General features: G+C 67.6%; 15 protein-coding genes and 2 pseudogenes. 6 read left to right on the forward strand and 11 right to left on the reverse strand.

The window, feature by feature from the left end; translation table 11 throughout:
- Window positions 1-318: 318 nt before the first annotated feature.
- The 3 genes and pseudogenes from GO592_RS14415 to GO592_RS14425 all read right to left on the reverse strand — a co-directional run bounded on the left by GO592_RS14415 (window position 319) and on the right by GO592_RS14425 (window position 3,536).
- Window positions 319-1,128, reverse strand: a complete 810-nt coding sequence (locus GO592_RS14415) for an ABC transporter permease (protein WP_202715186.1) — start codon at window positions 1,126-1,128, stop codon at window positions 319-321.
- Window positions 1,125-2,051 (reverse strand): ATP-binding cassette domain-containing protein, encoded by a 927-nt coding sequence (locus GO592_RS14420; protein ID WP_007295915.1) that lies wholly within the window; start codon window positions 2,049-2,051, stop codon window positions 1,125-1,127. Before GO592_RS14420 ends, GO592_RS14415 begins: the two co-directional genes overlap by 4 nt.
- A 236-nt stretch (window positions 2,052-2,287) precedes the next feature.
- A pseudogene (locus GO592_RS14425) lies at window positions 2,288-3,536 on the reverse strand (NAD(P)-binding domain-containing protein).
- Between the two features lie 103 nt (window positions 3,537-3,639).
- Here GO592_RS14425 and GO592_RS14430 point away from each other — a divergent pair.
- Both GO592_RS14430 and GO592_RS14435 read left to right on the forward strand, forming a co-directional pair.
- Window positions 3,640-4,509: a helix-turn-helix domain-containing GNAT family N-acetyltransferase gene (locus tag GO592_RS14430; protein WP_007295916.1), complete on the forward strand. Its 870-nt coding sequence runs from the start codon at window positions 3,640-3,642 to the stop codon at window positions 4,507-4,509.
- 25 nt (window positions 4,510-4,534) lie between these two features.
- Window positions 4,535-5,065, forward strand: a complete 531-nt coding sequence (locus GO592_RS14435) for a DinB family protein (protein ID WP_007295917.1) — start codon at window positions 4,535-4,537, stop codon at window positions 5,063-5,065.
- Between the two features lie 106 nt (window positions 5,066-5,171).
- Here the strand turns inward: GO592_RS14435 and GO592_RS14440 are convergent, their stop codons facing one another.
- From GO592_RS14440 to GO592_RS14455, 4 genes are all read right to left on the reverse strand, one after another.
- A complete protein-coding gene (locus GO592_RS14440; RefSeq protein WP_007295918.1) occupies window positions 5,172-6,251 on the reverse strand; it encodes a DnaJ C-terminal domain-containing protein in 1,080 nt (359 codons plus the stop codon).
- Window positions 6,252-6,336: 85 nt separating this feature from the next.
- Entirely contained in the window at window positions 6,337-7,008 is a 672-nt protein-coding gene (gene grpE / locus GO592_RS14445; RefSeq protein ID WP_007295919.1) for a nucleotide exchange factor GrpE, read from the reverse strand.
- Entirely contained in the window at window positions 7,005-8,852 is a 1,848-nt protein-coding gene (gene dnaK / locus GO592_RS14450) for a molecular chaperone DnaK (RefSeq protein WP_005568902.1), read from the reverse strand. Before dnaK ends, grpE begins: the two co-directional genes overlap by 4 nt.
- Before the next feature lie 247 nt (window positions 8,853-9,099).
- Window positions 9,100-9,429 (reverse strand): VOC family protein, encoded by a 330-nt coding sequence (locus tag GO592_RS14455; RefSeq protein ID WP_005568901.1) that lies wholly within the window; start codon window positions 9,427-9,429, stop codon window positions 9,100-9,102.
- Between the two features lie 294 nt (window positions 9,430-9,723).
- On the opposite strand from GO592_RS14455, the gene GO592_RS14460 reads away from it, so the two are divergent.
- On the forward strand, window positions 9,724-10,008 hold the full coding sequence (locus GO592_RS14460) for a hypothetical protein (protein WP_007295921.1): 285 nt from the start codon (window positions 9,724-9,726) through the stop codon (window positions 10,006-10,008).
- 173 nt (window positions 10,009-10,181) lie between these two features.
- Entirely contained in the window at window positions 10,182-12,245 is a 2,064-nt protein-coding gene (locus tag GO592_RS14465) for a transglycosylase domain-containing protein (protein ID WP_007295922.1), read from the forward strand.
- A 243-nt stretch (window positions 12,246-12,488) separates the two neighbouring features.
- Here the strand turns inward: GO592_RS14465 and GO592_RS14470 are convergent, their stop codons facing one another.
- Together GO592_RS14470 and GO592_RS14475 are read right to left on the reverse strand one after the other, a co-directional pair.
- Entirely contained in the window at window positions 12,489-12,914 is a 426-nt protein-coding gene (locus GO592_RS14470) for an ABC transporter permease (protein ID WP_007295923.1), read from the reverse strand.
- Entirely contained in the window at window positions 12,911-13,975 is a 1,065-nt protein-coding gene (locus tag GO592_RS14475) for a daunorubicin resistance protein DrrA family ABC transporter ATP-binding protein (protein ID WP_039950497.1), read from the reverse strand. The genes GO592_RS14470 and GO592_RS14475 overlap by 4 nt, the downstream gene beginning before the upstream one ends.
- Window positions 13,976-14,113: 138 nt before the next feature.
- On the opposite strand from GO592_RS14475, the gene GO592_RS44415 reads away from it, so the two are divergent.
- Complete coding sequence (locus tag GO592_RS44415) at window positions 14,114-14,761, forward strand: alpha/beta hydrolase (RefSeq protein ID WP_007295925.1); 648 nt, start codon at window positions 14,114-14,116, stop codon at window positions 14,759-14,761.
- 262 nt (window positions 14,762-15,023) lie between these two features.
- Here the strand turns inward: GO592_RS44415 and GO592_RS14485 are convergent, their stop codons facing one another.
- Complete coding sequence (locus GO592_RS14485) at window positions 15,024-15,644, reverse strand: class I SAM-dependent methyltransferase (RefSeq protein WP_172650645.1); 621 nt, start codon at window positions 15,642-15,644, stop codon at window positions 15,024-15,026.
- 68 nt (window positions 15,645-15,712) lie between these two features.
- Between GO592_RS14485 and GO592_RS44420 the strand changes: the two are divergent.
- Window positions 15,713-15,902, forward strand: a pseudogene (locus GO592_RS44420) (polyketide cyclase); the annotation flags it as partial.
- A 60-nt stretch (window positions 15,903-15,962) separates the two neighbouring features.
- Here GO592_RS44420 and GO592_RS14490 read toward each other — a convergent pair.
- Entirely contained in the window at window positions 15,963-16,880 is a 918-nt protein-coding gene (locus tag GO592_RS14490) for an alpha/beta hydrolase (RefSeq protein ID WP_007295927.1), read from the reverse strand.
- Window positions 16,881-17,139 lie beyond the last annotated feature (259 nt).

The following is a 17,139-nucleotide window of genomic DNA, read 5'->3' on the forward strand; positions in this document are numbered from 1 at the left end:
TTCCGGGTTCTCCGGTTCGACGTACCAGTAGAAGCGCGGTGAGGAGGTGAGAGCGATGCTGACCACACATCTGTTGTCGGGTCTGACCAGCGAAGAGGTCGATCTGATCGTGGCGGAGGAACTGCATCTGCTCGACGCCGCCGCATGAGCGCCGTCGACGCCCGCACCGGGCGCATCCGCTGACCACAGCGCTCTCCCAGCCTCTACCCCACTCCACCGGGGTAGGGGCCAGAAGAGTGCCCGGCTCCGGACCAGGAGGGCGCACACCAAACCCGCCCCGCCCCTCCCGTTGCGGGATGGGCAGGGCGGGTTCGTCGTTCAGCGGGTGCGTGCCGCCCGAACCAGGCGGGTCAGCACGGGCACGGCGGTCACCACCGCCCACAACCCGATCGCCGCGACCAGGGCTGCGGCGGTGTCGCCGGCGGTGGCGGTGCCGAGGACGTGGCCGCGCAGGGCGTCGGTGGCGTGCGCGACCGGATTCACCGTGGCCATGGCTTGCATCCAGCCGGGCATGGTCTCGATCGGCGCGAACGCACTCGAGACGAACATCAGCGGCATCATCACCATCATCCCGGCGAACTGGACGACGTCCGGGCGGCGGAGCCGGTCCCCGATCAGCCCGAACAGGGCGCTCATCGCCCCGGCCAGCACCACCAGCACGATGACCGCGGCGACGGCATCACCTGCGGTGCCGTGGAACTCGAAACCCAAAGCCACGGCGGCGATCCCGAGCAACGCAGCCCGGGCGAGGGTGAAGACGGCCTCGTTGATCGTGCGGGCCACCCCCGGCAACGCCGCCCGCATCGGCAGGGCAGCGAAGCGGTCGTGCACACCGTTGGTGTGATCGATCGCGGCGGAGACTCCGGCGTTGGTGCCGGCCATCACGGTGGAGACGGCGAGCATCGCCGGAGTGAGGAAGACGATGTAACTGACCCCGGCCGGAAAGCCGGGTCCGGCCGCGACGCTGCGGAACACCTGGCTGAACAGCACCAGCATCGCCATCGGCATGGTCAGCGAGAACATCAACAGCTGCGGAACACGCGAGCTGGTGCGCAGGTTCCGGACGGTGAGCGCGGCGAGCTGGTCCCCGATCGGGGACCGCTCGGCCGTGGTGCGAATGGTGGTCATTTGTGGGCTCCGGTGCTGTGGGCGAGGTGGGTGAAGACGTCGTCGAGGCTCGGGGAAGCTACGTCCAGGTCGGTGACCTCGATGCCGCGGTCGTGCAGGTCGGCGACCAGCGCGATCGCGGCGGGGGCGTCGTCGACGGTGACCGACGCCCGAACCCGGTTGTCGTCGACCCGGTCGGTGTCCGGGATGAACGGCAGCGCGGCGAGCTGATGGGCGGGAACGGTCGCGCTGACGACCTTGCCGCCGACGATCCGTTTCAGATCGGTCGGGGTGCCGCGGGCGGCGACCCGGCCCCGGCTGAGGACCACGATGTGGTCGGCGAGCCGGTCCGCCTCCTCGAGGTACTGGGTGGTGAGCACGACCGTGGTGCCCGCCTCGGTGAGCTCGTCCACGACGTCCCACAGCCCGGCGCGGGCGAGGGGGTCCAGGCCCGTGGTCGGCTCGTCCAGGAAAAGCACCGACGGGGATCCGATGAGACTGGCGGCCAGATCGATCCGGCGGCGCGAGCCCCCGGAGAGTTCCCCGACCCGCCGAGCCGCGTACTCGTCCAGACCGAGCCGGTCGATCAACGCGTCGGCCCGCGCTCGGGCGGTGCGCCGCAGCCCGGTCAGGCGGCCGATCAGCTCCAGATTCTCCCGGGCGGTGAGGAATTCGTCGAGCCCGGCGTATTGGCCGGTCACCCCGATCCGGCGACGGACCTCGGTGGCGTCGGCGACAACGTCCAGGCCCTCGATCTGCACGCGGCCGATGGTGGGCCGCACCAGGGTGGTGAGGGTGCGGATCAGGGTGGTCTTGCCGGCACCGTTATGGCCGAGCACCCCGAGCGTGGTCCCGGCGGCGGCCACCAGGTCGACGCCGTCGAGAGCCCACGTTGTGCCGTAGGCGACGTGCACATCTTCGACCACGACGGCCGGGGCGCTCATCGCACACCCCTGAACCGGTAAGGGGCGGGGCGGGTAATCGGGTGGGTGGTCATCGGAAGTTCCTCTCGGAAGGTGTGCTCCCACCCGTTGGTGAGTGAGAGTCCGCTTCTTCAGACGAACCAACTTCGAGTTGGACGCACCTGCCGCAGAACTAGGCGCCGGTATTGCGGGATGCCGGTTGAGCGGCCGGAGACGGGACGGAGCCCCCGTTCGATCAGCCGCGGCACCGGGCGCGGTCAGGCAGGCACCCCGGCGCCACCGCAGACGCCGGTCTCGGGCAACGTGAGTTCGACGCGGGCGGCGGCGTCGTGGTCGCCGGCCAGGGCGGCGGCGATGCTGCGGACCTGCTCGTACCCGGTCATCGCCAGGAACGTCGGGGCGCGGCCGTAGCTTTTCATCCCGACCAGGCACATTCGGCTCCGGATGGGACAGTTCGGCGACCCCGTGCGGGTAGACGGTGCCGCAGGAGTGCACGTTCGGGTCGATCAGCGGCGCCAACTCGACCGGGGCCTGCAGCACCGGATCCAAGCCGAGGCGGATTTCCGAGAGCCAGGACAGGTCGGGCCGGAATCCGGTCAGCACCACCACTGATCGACGTCCTCGATGCGGGCGCCGGTGTCGGAGATCAACGCCACCCGGCCGCTGCCGCCGTCGGGTTCGATGGTGGCGGTGCGGAACCCGGGAACCACCGTCAGCAGTCCTTCGTCGACCGCCCGCTTGGCGCGTAGGCCGAGGGCGCCGCGCGCGGGCAGCTCGTCGTCGTCGCCGCCGCCGAAGGTGGAGCCGACGTCGCCGCGGCGCAGCACCCAGCTGATCCGGGTGCCCGGGGCCTGCGGCTCCAGATCGGCCAGCGCCACGATCGCGGTGAGCGCGGAGTGGCCGCTGCCGGCGATCACGATGCGCTTGCCCGCGTACCGGTCCCGCACCTCGGGGTCGTCGACGTCCGGGACCCGGTACTCGATGACCTCGGTGGCGGCGCGCTCGCCGAGCGCGGGCAGGCCTTCACCACCGAGCGGATTGGGGGTGCCCCATGTGCCGGAAGCGTCGATGACAGCCTGCGCGAGGACGCGGTCCTCGGTGCCGTCGGCGCGACGGATGTGCACGGACAGGGGTTCGGTGTCGCGGCCGGCGTCGACGACCCGGTCCCGGCCGCGGCGGGCCACGCCGATCACCTCGGTGCCCAGCTGCACGATGTCGCCGAGGGCGGCGGCGAGGGGTTGCACATAGTTGTCGGTCCAGTCCTGGCCGGTCGGGTACGCGTCGTCGTCAGGGGCGGTCCAGTCGGTGGTGTCGAGCAGGCGGCGGGCGGCCGGGTCGATCAGCTCAGCCCAACTGGAGAACAGCCGCACGTGGTTCCACTCGGAGATCGCCGCGCCGGCCGCCGCGTTCGAAGACCAGCGGGGTCAGGCCGCGCTCACACAGCTGCGCCGCGGCAGCGAGGCCGATCGGTCCGCCGCCGACGACGACTACGGGCAAGGTGCTCATCTCGATCATCGTTCCATCGATGTTTATCGATCCTCTGATCCCAGAGAGTATCGATGCGTGTCAATGAAGGCAACCATCGATCAATATCGATATAGTGAAGGGCATGACTTCCCTGGACACGCCGGCCGTCCACACCCCCGGCGCCGATCAGGTGGATGCGTTGGCGCCGGAGGACGCGCTGACCTACGCCGGGTGGTTCGCCTGCCTGGCCGATCCCACCCGGGTGCGGCTGCTGCATCAGGTCGCCTCCCGCCCGGCCGGGATCACCGTTGGCGCGCTGGCCGAGGCACTGGGCATCGGCCAGCCCACCGTCTCGCACCACGTGCGCAGGCTCGCCGATGTCGGGTTCCTGTCCGTCCACAAGAACGGCACCAGCACCGTGGTCATGGTCAACCCGTCCTGCTGCACCGGTCTGCCGCACGCCGCCGACGCAGTGATGGGGGTGCTGACCGCGCGCCCCTGCTGCCCGGACGACATGCCCCAAGACGTCACGGTTCGCCCGATGCGCAACGAGGATTGGCAGCCGGTGCGCCGGATCTACGGCGAGGGCATCGCCACCCGCAACGCCACCTTCACCACCGAAGTCCCCGCCCGGGAAACCCTGGACGCGCAATGGCTTCCCGGGCATCGGTGGGTCGCCGAGATCGACGACGTCGTGGTCGGCTGGGCCGCCTTGTCCCCGACGTCCGGGCGGGCCTGCTACGCCGGGGTGGCCGAGAACTCGATCTACGTCGCCGACGAGATGCGCGGGCGCGGTGTCGGCAAAGTCCTGCTGCGCACCCAGGTGATCGCCGCCGACGAGGCCGGGCTGTGGACCTTGCAGACCTCGATCTTCCCGGAGAACCGTGCCAGCATCGCCCTGCACCACTCCGCCGGATTCCGGACCCTCGGTGTCCGCGAACGTATCGCCCAACTCGACGGCATCTGGCGCGACACCGTCGTCCTCGAACGCCGCTCCCCCGTCGCCGGCTGACCTTCCGAATCAGTTGGGGAGCATCATGTCCGAGCAGCCACCTGTCGATCGTGCCGCGATCGCCGCGGACCTCGAGCGCGCCCGCAGCGTGCTGCACGAGTTGCTCGACGCCGCGAGTTCCGTCGAGCTCTCGCGGCGTTCGTCCGGTACCCGGTGGACCAACGAGCAGCTGCTGTTCCACATGGTCTTCGGCTACATGGTGGTTCGCCGGCTGCTCCTGCTGATCCGGATGTTCTCCTGGTTGCCTGAGGGGGCGAGCCGACGGTTCGCGCATGCGCTCGATGCCGCCACCCCAGTCTTCGACGAGGTCAACTATCGAGGCTCCGCCCTGGCGGCGCGCGTCTACAACCGACGCCGGATGGGCCGCCACTTCGACCGCCTCATTGCGTCGCTGCAACGTTCCTTGGCTCGGGAGACGGACGCGAACCTGCACCGTGGCATGTACTTTCCAGTCCGCTGGGATCCGTTCTTCGACGACTACATGACCGCCGAACAGCTCTACCGCTACCCTGGCCTGCACTTCGACTTCCACCGCCACCAGCTCACCCTCGGCTGAATGTGCGTCGAGGTGACGGGGATGCTGGTCGGAGATGTCGATCCCGAGGTCCTCTCGCAGCACCCGCACCGTATTGGGGTGCATGCCCGGTTTATCGTTCCCGACATCACTTACCGTCGGCCCAGCCGGCGCGGGGGTCGAATCCGCCTGTTTCCTCTGCGCGGGCGTACGCCCGCAGCGCCTCAGCGGCTTCGTGGCCGAGATCGGGCGGGACCGAGACCTCCACGGTGACCAGCAGATCGCCCGCCGCGTCGCCGCGGTGGGGCACCCCGCGTCCGCGCAGCCGGAACGTTCTCCCGGACTGGGTGCCCGGCGGGATCTTCACACTGACCTGACCTTCGAGGGTGGGCACGGACAGCATTGTCCCCAAGGCTAGTTCGGCGAACGACACGGGAACGGTAACGGTGAGGTCATTGCCGCTGCGGGCGAACACCGGGTCCGGGTCCACGCGCACGGTGACGTACAGGTCCCCCGACGGCGCCCCGCCGAGACCAGGTTCGCCCTGCGCCGGTAGCCGGATGCGTTGCCCGTCGCTCACCCCGGGCGGAACATGGACGGAGATGGTGCGGGTGCGGTCCCCGATCCCGGCGCCCTGGCAGTCCGGACACGGGGCGTCGACGATCGATCCCGTGCCCCGGGTTCCCGGTCGTGTGCCGGAGCCGTGACAGCTGGTGCACACCATCGGCCCACTCACCCGCAGCGGCAACACCATCCCGGCGACCGCCTCCCGGAACGACAGCCGGGTCTCGGTCTCGACGTCACTGCCCCGCCTCGGCCGGGCCGACGCAGTTCGGGTTCCGGCGCGCCGGAACAGGTCCCCGAGCACGTCACCGACCCCGCCCAGAGGATCGCCCACGATGAAGGGTGAACCGCTCCCGAACAGGTCCCCGAAGTCGAAGCCGCCCGACCCGGCGCGCGGAGGAGAACCCGTCCCGGTGAACGCCCCGGATCGGTACAGCCTGCGCATGCGGTCGTATTCCTTGCGTTTGGCGGGGTCCGAGAGCACCGCATGCGCCTCGCTGACCTTCTTGAATCGTTCCTCCACCTCGGTGTTGTCCGGGTTGGCGTCCGGATGCAGCTCCCGCGCCAGCTTGCGGTACGCCTTCTTGATCTCTTCGGCCGACGCCGTCGAAGGGACACCCAGGGCGGCGTAGAAGTCACGGACGAACCATTCCTGCTGCGACACTTGGCATCCTCCTTCCTTCGCGGGGCCGCTGCGCGAGAGCGCCGTGCGCTCCGAGACCGGCACCGTCAGGCTGTCGGTCGGCGTCTCAGGAATCGCCGGCCGGTGCCGTGCCCGTGACATTTCCCGGCGGGGCCACCCCCTCGACGACGGCGACCGTCGCGGTCCGCAGCACCTTGTGGTCACCGAATGTGTAGCCGCGGCGCAGCACCCGGTCTACAACGGGATCACCCCCGGTGCCTTCGTGCTGGACCGCTTCGTGCAGGGTGGGATCGAAGCGCTCGCCCTCTTCGCCGAATGCGGCCACTCCCAGGCCGCTCAGGATTGCACCGAGCTTGGCCGCGATCGCACGCAGTGGTTCGTTTTCGAGGTCGCCGTGCTCGCGGGCGCGGTCGAGGTCGTCGAGGATCCCGAGAAATTTCGCCGCCACCGACGCCGTCGCGGCCTCGACGGCCGCGTGCCGGTCGCGTTCGATCCGGCGTCGGTAGTTGGTGTACTCGGCTTGCACCCGCTGCAGGTCGGCGGTCAACTCCGTCACTCGATCAGGGTCTTCGCCCGCGGTTCGATCGGTCCGGTCACCAGGGTGCATCTCGGCGTCCGGCGTGGTCGGGTCGGGTTCCCGTTGTGGGGTCGGGGTGACAGGCTCGCTCGGGGTGTGCCCACGTACCCGGCCGGTCTCCGGATCGACGCGGCGTTTGTCGGTGATCGAGATCGGTTCCCGCGGCGGCTTGTCGCCGTTACGGCGCTCGCTGCTACTCATCGGGTGTCCTCCCGTCCAGGTTCGTCCACCACCTCAGCGTCGAAGACTTCATCGGTGCCTTCAGAGGACCCGTTCCCCCCGCCGGGGGCGGCCGAGTCCTTCGCCTGCGCGTCGTAGATCGCCTGGCCCAAGGCTTGCGAGTCGGTGGCCAGTTTTTCGATGGCCGTTTTGATCGCCGCGACATCGCTGCCTTTCAACTTCTCCTGGGCATTCGCGATCGACGACTCGACCTTCTCCTTGACGTCGGCGGGTACCTTGTCCTCGTTGTCCTTGATGAACTTCTCGGTCTGGTATACCAGCGACTCGGCCTGGTTGCGGACCTCCGCTTCCTCCCTGCGCTGGGCGTCCTCCGCGGCGTGCGCCTCGGCGTCCTTGATCATCCGGTCGATCTCCTCCTTGGACAGGCCCGAGCCCTCCTGGATCTTGATCGTGTTCTCCTTACCGGTGCCCTTGTCCTTCGCGGTCACGTGCACGATGCCGTTGGCGTCGATGTCGAAGGTGACCTCGATCTGCGGCACCCCACGGGGGGCCGGCGGAATCCCCGCGAGCTCGAACGAGCCGAGCAGCTTGTTGTGCGAGGCGATTTCACGCTCACCCTGGAACACCTGGATCTGCACCGAGGGCTGGTTGTCGTCAGCGGTGGTGAAGGTCTCGGAACGCTTGGTCGGGATGGTGGTGTTGCGCTCGATGAGCTTGGTCATCACGCCACCTTTGGTCTCGATGCCGAGGGACAGCGGGGTGACGTCGAGGAGCAGCACGTCCTTGACCTCGCCCTTGAGAACACCGGCCTGCAGGGCAGCGCCGACGGCGACGACCTCGTCCGGGTTGACCCCCTTGTTCGGTTCCTTTCCGCCGGTCAGCTCGCGCACCAGATTCGTCACGGCGGGCATACGGGTGGAACCACCGACGAGCACGACCTGGTCGATGTCCTTGACGGCGATCTTCGCGTCCTTGATCACCGATTGGAACGGGGCCCGGGTGCGGTCGAGGAGATCGGACGTGATCTTCTCGAACTCGCTGCGCGACAGCTGCTCGTCGAGGAACAGCGGGTTCTTGTCCGCGTCGACGGTGATGTAGGGCAGGTTGATCGACGTGCTCTGCGAGGAGGACAGTTCGATCTTGGCCTTCTCCGCGGCCTCACGGAGACGCTGCAGGGCCATCTTGTCCTTGGTCAGATCGATGCCGTTCTGAGCCTTGAACTTGTCGACGAGCCACTTCACGATCCGGTCGTCCCAGTCGTCACCACCGAGGTGGTTGTCACCGGAGGTGGCCCGGACTTCGACGACGCCCTCACCGATTTCGAGCAGCGAGACGTCGAAGGTGCCGCCACCGAGGTCGAAGACCAGGATGGTTTGTTCCTTGTCGCCCTTGTCCAGGCCGTAGGCCAGGGCGGCCGCGGTGGGCTCGTTGACGATGCGCAGGACGTTGAGACCGGCGATCTGGCCGGCTTCCTTCGTGGCCTGACGCTGGGCGTCCTCGAAGTACGCGGGGACGGTGATCACGGCGTCGGTGATGTCCTCACCCAGATACGATTCCGCGTCCCTCTTCAGTTTCATCAGCACCCGGGCACTGATCTCCTGCGCGCTGTATTTCTTGTCGTCGATCGCCACATGCCAGTCGGTGCCGATCTCCCGTTTCACCGAGCGCACCGTCCGGTCCACGTTCGTCACTGCCTGGTTCTTGGCGGGCTGGCCGACCAGCACCTCACCGTTCTTCGCGAATGCCACCACCGACGGGGTCGTGCGCGCACCCTCCGAGTTGGCGACCACCTTCGGGTCGCCGCCCTCGAGCACGCACACCACCGAGTTCGTGGTCCCCAAATCGATACCCACCGCGCGAGCCATGACCGCCTCCAGCACCACACCGGGTGGGTGTGGTGCTTCCGCCGATCGTTCGGCATCACACCCACCGAACTTGAGTGTTATCGACTCAATTTTCCCCCAGGGAGAAATCGAGGTCAAGGCGAAGAATTGAGCGTCGAACGCTCAACATTGTGCGTGTTGCTCGGCGTCACAGCACCACCATCTCGATCTCCTCGACGAACTAGCCACCGGAGACCGCGCCGCCGCTCGCGCCCGGCAACGCCGACGTCTATCGGCCGCGCAGCCCGAACGGGTTTCCGTCGGCATCGGCGAGCACGCAAATCCGTGTCTCGGGTGCGACGTGACGCGGCGCGGTGCGCTCGGTTGCGCCGGCGGCAAGCAGGGTTTCGCGTGTCGCGTCGAGATCCTCGACGTCGGCGAAGGCAACCGGTCCGGCGGTCTCGTCACCTGGATTCAGGGCGACCTCGAAGCCGTCCACGTTGTACCCGACGTAGTAGGACTCGTCGGTGTGAGGTGCGCCGAGCAGCGCGGTGTAGACCGCCTTGGCGGCGTTCAGGTCGGACACGGGGATCACCAGGCTGCGGATCGTGGGGCTCATGTTCGTCTCCTCGGGCTACGGCGGTCATCGGCGACCGCCTCGTCGGCGATGACAGCAACCACGCTTTGTGCGCGCGAGGGCGGGCTCTTCTCGATTCCTGACCGTTCTGTCGGTGTGTGTCCGCCATAGCGTATCGACGCACGCGGGTTCCGGTGACGTTTCGGCCGGCCGTTTCGGCGTGGTCGCTGATCCGCCCTCCCCTAGCGGTGGCGGATCGCCCACCGCTTCACCGCCTTTGATGCTCTGACCCCGGAACCCGTTGGGGAACGCGCTATCGGTGTTACCTTGAGCCCTGTGTGTGGCGGTCGGCAATCCTCGCGGCGGCGCACGGCGCTGCTCACCGTGCTGGCGGTGATCGCCGCCGAGCGGATGGTCGTGCGGATCGGTCAAACCAATGCGGCGGGCGATGTGCTCGAGACCCTCCCAGATCTCGTCGGGACGCTCGCGCGGCGCCGCACTCCGGGGCGCGGTGCCGTCGGCACACGGCTGTCCCTGCCGGGCCGCGCCCGGGCACCGTCATCGACCTCGGCCGAGTCGCCCATGTCCGTGCGGAACAGCACCTGTGTGCTGCGGGTGTGACCGACGGGCACCGGCTACCGTCCCATCATCGGATCTGACGCCACCGCCACCCTCTCGTGACCGCCACGGGTACGCGCGCCACACCTCTCCCCCGACCGTGCCGCGCGGCCCGATTATCGTTCCAGCACCGGTAGATTCGTTCCGGTGCACCCCGTCGGAATGAGGTGCCGTAATTGCATTCCAGGACCGTTCTCAAACTCGCCGGCGCCACCGTGGCCGCGGGGGTGATGCTGGCCGGGGTGATGTTCCCGGTCGCCGCCGGGCTGGGGTACGCCTCCAACCGTGCTGCCGACAGCGTCGGTAATTCCTCGGCCGAACTGGCCGACGGAGTGGTGCCGGCGGTGACGACGATGACCGACATCACCGGGAACCCGATCGCCTGGCTGTACGACCAGCGCCGATTCGAAGTTCCCAGCGACCAGATCTCCAACGAGATGAAACTGGCGATTCTCTCCATCGAGGACAGACGGTTCGGCGAACATCAGGGGGTGGACTGGCAGGGCACGATGCGGGCGTTCTTCACCAACACCACCAGCGGTCAGATCGAACAGGGTGCCTCTACCATCAATCAGCAGTACGTGAAGAATTACCTGCTGCACGTGGTTGCCAAGACCGACGCCGAACGCCGTGCCGCGATCGAGACCACGCCGGTCCGCAAGATCCGGGAGATCCGGATGGCGATGACCCTCGATCAGGAACTCTCCAAAGAGGAAATTCTCACCCGGTATCTGAACCTGGTGCCGTTCGGCAACGGTTCCTTCGGGGTGCAGGACGCCGCCCGCACGTACTTCGGCATCGACGCCAAGGACCTGAACCTGGCGCAGTCGGCGATGCTCGCGGGCATGGTGCAGTCCAGCTCCGCGCTCAACCCCTACACCAACCCCGAGGGGGTGTTCGAGCGCCGCAATGTCGTTCTCGACACCCTGGTCGTGAATGTTCCGGACCGGGCCGCCGAGATCCGCGCCCTGAAGGAAACGCCGCTCGGGGTGCTCCCGACACCGAACAACCTGCCCCGCGGATGCATCGCCGCCGGCGACCGCGGGTTCTTCTGCGACTACGCGTTGCAGTACCTCCAGACCGCCGGGCTGTCCCGGGAGCAACTCGAAAAGGGCGGCTACCTGATCCGCACCACCCTCGATCCGGCCGTGCAGGGTTCGGTGAAGGCGGCGGTGTCCACCTACGCCGACCCGAAACTCCCGGACATCGCGAGCGTGATGAACGTCGTGCAGCCCGGGCAGGACCAACACCGAGTCCTGGCCATGGCGGGCAGCCGCAACTACGGCCTGGACGCAGCCGCCGCGGAGACGGTCCAGGAGTTGCCCTATTCACTGTCCGGGCACGGCGCCGGATCGGTGTTCAAGGTCTTCACCACCGCAGCAGCCATGGAGAAGGGCTTGCGGCTCAACGCGATCCTCGACGTGCCCGGGCGGTTCGACGCCCGCGGGATGGGCGACGGCGGTGCCCCCGGGTGCCCTGCGGCGACCTATTGCGTGCAGAACGCCGCCCCGTATCCGCGGGCGCTGTCGGTCACCGACGCCCTCGCCCAGTCCCCGAACACCGCGTTCGTGAAACTTCTCCAGGCCACCGGCGTGGATGCGACGGTGGACATGGCGGTGCGCCTCGGCATGCGGTCGTACACCGAACCGGGAACCTCCGGGTTCGGGGACCAGAGCCTGGCCGACATGCAGAAGGACCAGAATCTGGGGTCGTTCACCCTGGGTCCGGTGTGGATCAATCCGCTCGAATTGTCGAATGTCGCCGCGACCCTGGCCTCACACGGCAAGTGGTGCCCACCGACCCCTATCGACTCCATCGTCGACCGCGAGGGCAGGCCGGTCCCCCTCACCCAGCAAGCCTGCGAGCAGGTCATCGATCCCGGCCTGGCCGACACCCTGTCCAACGGGCTCAGCAAGGACGACCTGCCCGGTGGCACGGCGTCGGCCGCGGCCGCGGCCGCCGGGTGGAAGCTGCCGATGTCCGGCAAGACCGGGACCACCGAATCGCACATGTCGTCGGCATTCATCGGGTACACCAACAACCTGGCCGGCAGCGTCTACGTATTCGGGGACTCACCGACCCCTGGACAGATTTGCACCAGCCCACTCCGCTCGTGTGGGGACGGCAACCTGTTCGGCGGCACCGAGCCGGCCCGCACCTGGTTCACGGCGATGATGCCGATCGCGAACAACTTCGGCCCCACCACCCTGCCTCCGATCGACCCGCGCTTCGCTCGCTGACTGGAGGGCCGGTGGGTGGTCCTCCAGCGTGCAGACAGGAGAACATCTGACGGCGAGCTGGATCTCACCTGTCTCCTTGTAACGCGGGCGGGAGCCCGCGCGGTAACACAAGTGCCTCACCGGCCGCGTCAGTCGTGTTTCGCGCCGGTGGGGCCTCTCTCCCGGGGGGTGGAGACGCGGATCTCGACGTCGGCCGGCAAACCCAACGCGCACATCGACTTCCAGCAGTGCGGGTGCGCTCGGTCAGGCGTTTTCCTTGCGGAAGGTACGGGTTCCCCACCACACCGCGACGACGAACAACACCACCGCCCACGCGGTTCCCCACACAATCGCGGAGTTCGCGAAGTCACCGAAGAACGAATCCCGCACGGCGTCGACGACATGGCGGATCGGCATGAAATCGCTGGCCGTCTGCAACCAGGCAGGACCGATCGTCATCGGCAACAAAATTCCGGACAATAGCAACACCGGCATCATCACCATACTGATCACCGGAGCCATCACGTCTTCGCTCTTGGTGGTCAAGGCGAATGCATTCGACGCCGCCGCACAGGCCCCGCCGAGGTACATGACCGGCTGCAACAGGCCGATGATCACCCAGGCGGGGTTGCGCAGATTCATCCGCAGCTGGCGGCGGAAGACGATGAAACTCTCACGGGCGAACGTCATTGGCCTGCTCCTGGAGTGGTCAGCGCGGGGGCGGGGGTGGACTCGGATTCAGGGTCCCCGGTGGTGGTATCGGAGGCGGCGGTGTCGGCGTCGCGCAGGGACCGTCCGGTCAACGTCAAGAACACGTCGTCGAGGGTCGGCCGGTGCACCTCGATCGAGGCCAGGGTCACGTCGGTGCGGTCGAGGTCGCGCAGCAGTCCCGGGATCGCGCGCCCCGCACGCTGGACCCGACCACGGACATGATGGCCGTCCACCTCCACACCGGCCAGACCGTGCCGCGGTGCCTCGGCGATCGTGCCCAGCTTGTCTCTCACCAGCGGCACCATGTCGAGGTCGGCGATTTCGAGGTCGACGAGATCGCCGGCGACCTGCGCCTTGAGGTTCTCCGCCGTGTCCGAGGCGACGATTCGACCACGGTCGATGATGATGATGCGGTCGCTGAGGATGTCGGCCTCGTCCAGGTAATGGGTGGTGAGGAAGACCGCCGCACCACGGCGGGTCCGCAGCTCGGAAATGTGCTCCCACAGGTTCGCCCGCGCCTGAGGATCGAGGCCCCTCGTCGGCTCGTCGAGGAACATCAGGCTCGGCTCGTGAATCAGGCCCATGACGATGTCGAGTCGGCGTTTCTGCCCACCCGACATCGTCTTCGGCATCCGTTCCCACAGCCCGTCCAGCTGCAATTGCGAAAACAATTCTCTGCCGCGGGTTTCGACGTCCCGCGGGGAGCGGCCGCAGAGCATTCCGTGATCCATCACCTCCTCCCCTGCCCGGGCGCCGCTGAAGACCCCACCGCTCTGCGAGACGTAGCCGATGCTCCGCCGCACCTGCGTGGATTCGCGGACCACGTCGTATCCGGCGACTGTGGCCTCGCCTGCGGTCGGCCGCAGCAGGGTGGTCAGCATCCGCAACGTCGTGGTCTTCCCCGCCCCGTTGGGGCCGAGGAACCCGACGACCTCGCCCTCGGCGACATCGAGATCCACCCCGTCGACGGCGCGAACCTCCGATTTCTCCCGTCCATGGCGGGTGTGGAAGGTTTGGACGAGCCCACGTGCACGAATCACGACAAGCACTCTCCTCGAGGTCGGTCAGGCCAGTACTCAAAGATGATGGGTCGGGGCACAACCCGTTTTCGTTCTCTGCGTGATACAGACTCCTTCCGCACACAGAACTAAGTGGTGCGGTCCCCGGCGGAGTCGCCGGTGTGTGAGGGTCCGAGGGCAGCAGGCAAGAGAAACGCTCCGACAGACGTTCCGTCATCGAAGCACCGGGCGGGTTACGACAAGGACGACCCACCATCGACGGGCGGTGACCCCGTCGGCACCACGATCGAGATCGGCGGCGGCGGCGCGTTGCAGTGGGGCAACGGCGAGTACGGCGTGGTGCTGGCCCACGGTGCCGTCTTCGACGCCGCCAGCTGGGAGGATCAAGCCACAGCGATCGCCGACCAGGGTGCCACTGTCGTCGCAGTCGAGGACATCGCGCCGGAGTCGATCGCGGCCGCCGTCGCAAAGCTCCACGACGACGGGCATGCCGACGTCGCACTGGTGGGCGGAAGTGCCGGCGCCGATGCGATCCTGCAACTTGCCTCCCAGCAGCCCGACCTCCCTGATCAGCTGGTACTGCTCTCCCCCAACCGGGTTGTCGACGGCCTCGGCGGGGAGCCCAAGCTGGTCATCGCCAGCGAGGACGAGCCCGTCGCCCACGTGTCGCAGCAGCTCGCCGACAGCTCACCAGGCGTCGACAACGAGATGATCCTTCTGCCGGGCTCCGCCCACGCGCAGAACATCTTCGACGGCGAGAGCGGTGACGCGGCACTACAAGCGATCCTCGAGCGGCTGGCCAACTGAGGACCTTCCGGCCGGGCAACCGCCCACGCTCGACCTCGATCAGCGTTCCCTTCGACCGCTCACCGGAGAAAGCCGAGTAGACGTGAAACCCAAGACCGTCGTCGTCTCACTTCCCATCGTCGATCTGGACCACCGATCGCTCCGCTTCTACCGGGACGGGCTCGGGTTGTCCCCGACCGGCCTCGACGAAGCCATCCTTGCGTTCGAGCCGCGCGACTCGGCTGCGTTCGGGCGTGCTCGCCGAGCGGAACCCGGGGCCCGATCACGGCAAACGGCGTGCGGTGACTGCGCCGTGAGGCCTGTGACCGCTCCCCGTTCGTGTATGTGTCTCGATCACCTCGAAGCCGGCCGTGACCAACTTCTGGCTGAGTTCCGCTACCGGCCAACGATAGGCAGCGGTGACGGCATGGTCGAAAGTCCCTACGGTTGCTCCTTCGAAGAAGCCCACCAACAACCCTCCGCCCGACCGGATCACGCGTGCGAACTCGGCGAGCGGAGTGTGGATGTCCTGCGGACTGTGGTGAATGAGCGAGTACCAGGAAAGCACACCACCCAGTGATTCCGTCTCGGCGTCCAATGCCTCGAAGCCGCCGACTTCGAACGGGAGCTCTGGATACTGCGTACGAGCTCGTTCGACGAACTCAGGAACCAGATCGATCCCGCTCGCAGCCAGTCCGCACGCCGCCAAGAAGTCTGTCCACTGCCCCGGACCACAGCCGGCGTCGAGCACGGGACCAGTCAGGGTAGCGGCCCAGCTGCTCACCAGGGCCCGATCCGATGGGTGTGTCGAAGTCACGGAGCCAAAGAGGTCCACGTACTCCCGAGATCTGGCCGAGTATGACTCTCGGACGGTGTCGCCTGGTCGGGCGCTCGTATTCGCCATGCCGTCAATGATCGTCGATGGCGTGCTCCAGATGCCGAACGCTGACCGGCACGTCCCGACAGCCGGGTTACGACCTGGTGCCACGTGGTCCCTCCGAGACTGCGGTCACGCTCACCTACGACTGGTCGGCGGTGCCGCCAGTCCATCCGGGAGTACCTCCAGTTCCCGCCGTTCGGTCCTGACCATCTCACCAACTCGCTGCACCACCTGGCCGAGCTTGCCGCACCGACGTCCCGGGCTCGGACCCCCGACCGCTAGATATCTGCCGGTCGGCCCGCCGTCGCGGTCCGCCCGAGCACAGAAGGCCGTCGAGTAGTCCTACGGTTGGGCGAGCCGCTCGAGGAGCCATGAATCGATGCCGGTGAGCGCCGTCCTGGCCATTGCCGTGGGGTGGCCGGTGAACCCGTGGGGCGACTCGGGATAGATCCGGAGCTCGACGTCATTGCCGGCGGCGGAGAGCCGACCTGCCATCGCGAGGTTGTCTTCCAACAACACGTCATTGCACCCGACGACCAGCAGCGCCGGGGGAAGGCCGTGGAGGTCGCCGTAGACGGGAGAGATGTCCGGAGTGGTGCGATCTTCCACGTGGCCGACGTAGGCCTGGATGAAATACTCGTCTGCGATCCGACGTCCGGCCGGGGTCTGCGCGCTCAAGTCATAGGTGCCGAATTGGAGCGCGGCGCCGGTGAACCCGCCGACGGTCCCTCTGTCCCTCAGTCGGAGCAGGGTTGCCAGAGCGAGTGTTGCTCCCGCCGATCGCCCCCCGATCGCCAGTCGTGATGATCCGAAGCGGGCATCAGCGTGGCCGACGAGCCAGAGCGCCGCCGCTTCACAGTCAGCGGGTGCGGCCGGCCACGGGTGCTCCGGTGCCAGCCGGTAGTCGACGCTGACGACGGCGATGTGGAGAGCGTCTGCGAGCTCACGGTTGCGCGCGTCATCTCGCGCTGCGGAGTCCATGTAGAAGCCGCCACCGTGTATGTCCAGATAGACGCCCCGCGCTCGGCCGTCGGTGGGAGTGAAGATCCTCACCGGGACGCGTGCTCCCGCGGCTTCGACCATCTCTTCGATCGCCGGTGGATCGGCGGGAGAAGGACCGGACCGCCTCGCCCGCACGTCCCTCAACTCCTCGAGAGTGCCGGGGCCACGTCCAGCTGGCCGCGAGTGGTAGAAGCTCCGAGCTTCATCGACCTGCTCCGCCGGCACGTCAGCCGACAAATCGTCCAGCGCGAACCGCACGCGTCCTCCTCACACTCGGGGGTCTCGTCACGATGCTGTTACCGCACCGAGCGACGCGGACACATCATGCCCTACGTGCTCGCAACAGGTCGCCGGTCAGCGATCGCCAATCGGGTACGCCGATAGGCGTTCGGCTTGCGGAAAGGCTGCATTGCCACGGCCGGAGTCTGGTGTCCGTATCCGTCTGTCGTTGTTGATCGTCGACGTCGGCTGCGAATCGATCACTCGATACCTTGGCAGTCCGGTGGATCGAGAAGTC

This window comes from Rhodococcus sp. 21391 (assembly GCF_016772255.1).
Classification (GTDB): domain Bacteria; phylum Actinomycetota; class Actinomycetes; order Mycobacteriales; family Mycobacteriaceae; genus Rhodococcus_F; species Rhodococcus_F opacus.

Excerpts from the sequence above, each read along its gene's own strand:
- GO592_RS14470 (WP_007295923.1), bottom strand. The coding sequence starts at position 12,914 with ATGACGTTCGCCCGTGAGAGTTTCATCGTCTTCCGCCGCCAGCTGCGG.
- GO592_RS14485 (WP_172650645.1), bottom strand. The coding sequence starts at position 15,644 with ATGGCGAATACGAGCGCCCGACCAGGCGACACCGTCCGAGAGTCATAC.
- GO592_RS14435 (WP_007295917.1), top strand. The coding sequence starts at position 4,535 with ATGTCCGAGCAGCCACCTGTCGATCGTGCCGCGATCGCCGCGGACCTC.
- dnaK (WP_005568902.1), bottom strand. The coding sequence starts at position 8,852 with ATGGCTCGCGCGGTGGGTATCGATTTGGGGACCACGAACTCGGTGGTG.
- GO592_RS14415 (WP_202715186.1), bottom strand. The coding sequence starts at position 1,128 with ATGACCACCATTCGCACCACGGCCGAGCGGTCCCCGATCGGGGACCAG.
- GO592_RS14420 (WP_007295915.1), bottom strand. The coding sequence starts at position 2,051 with ATGAGCGCCCCGGCCGTCGTGGTCGAAGATGTGCACGTCGCCTACGGC.
- GO592_RS14430 (WP_007295916.1), top strand. The coding sequence starts at position 3,640 with ATGACTTCCCTGGACACGCCGGCCGTCCACACCCCCGGCGCCGATCAG.
- GO592_RS14455 (WP_005568901.1), bottom strand. The coding sequence starts at position 9,429 with ATGAGCCCCACGATCCGCAGCCTGGTGATCCCCGTGTCCGACCTGAAC.
- grpE (WP_007295919.1), bottom strand. The coding sequence starts at position 7,008 with ATGAGTAGCAGCGAGCGCCGTAACGGCGACAAGCCGCCGCGGGAACCG.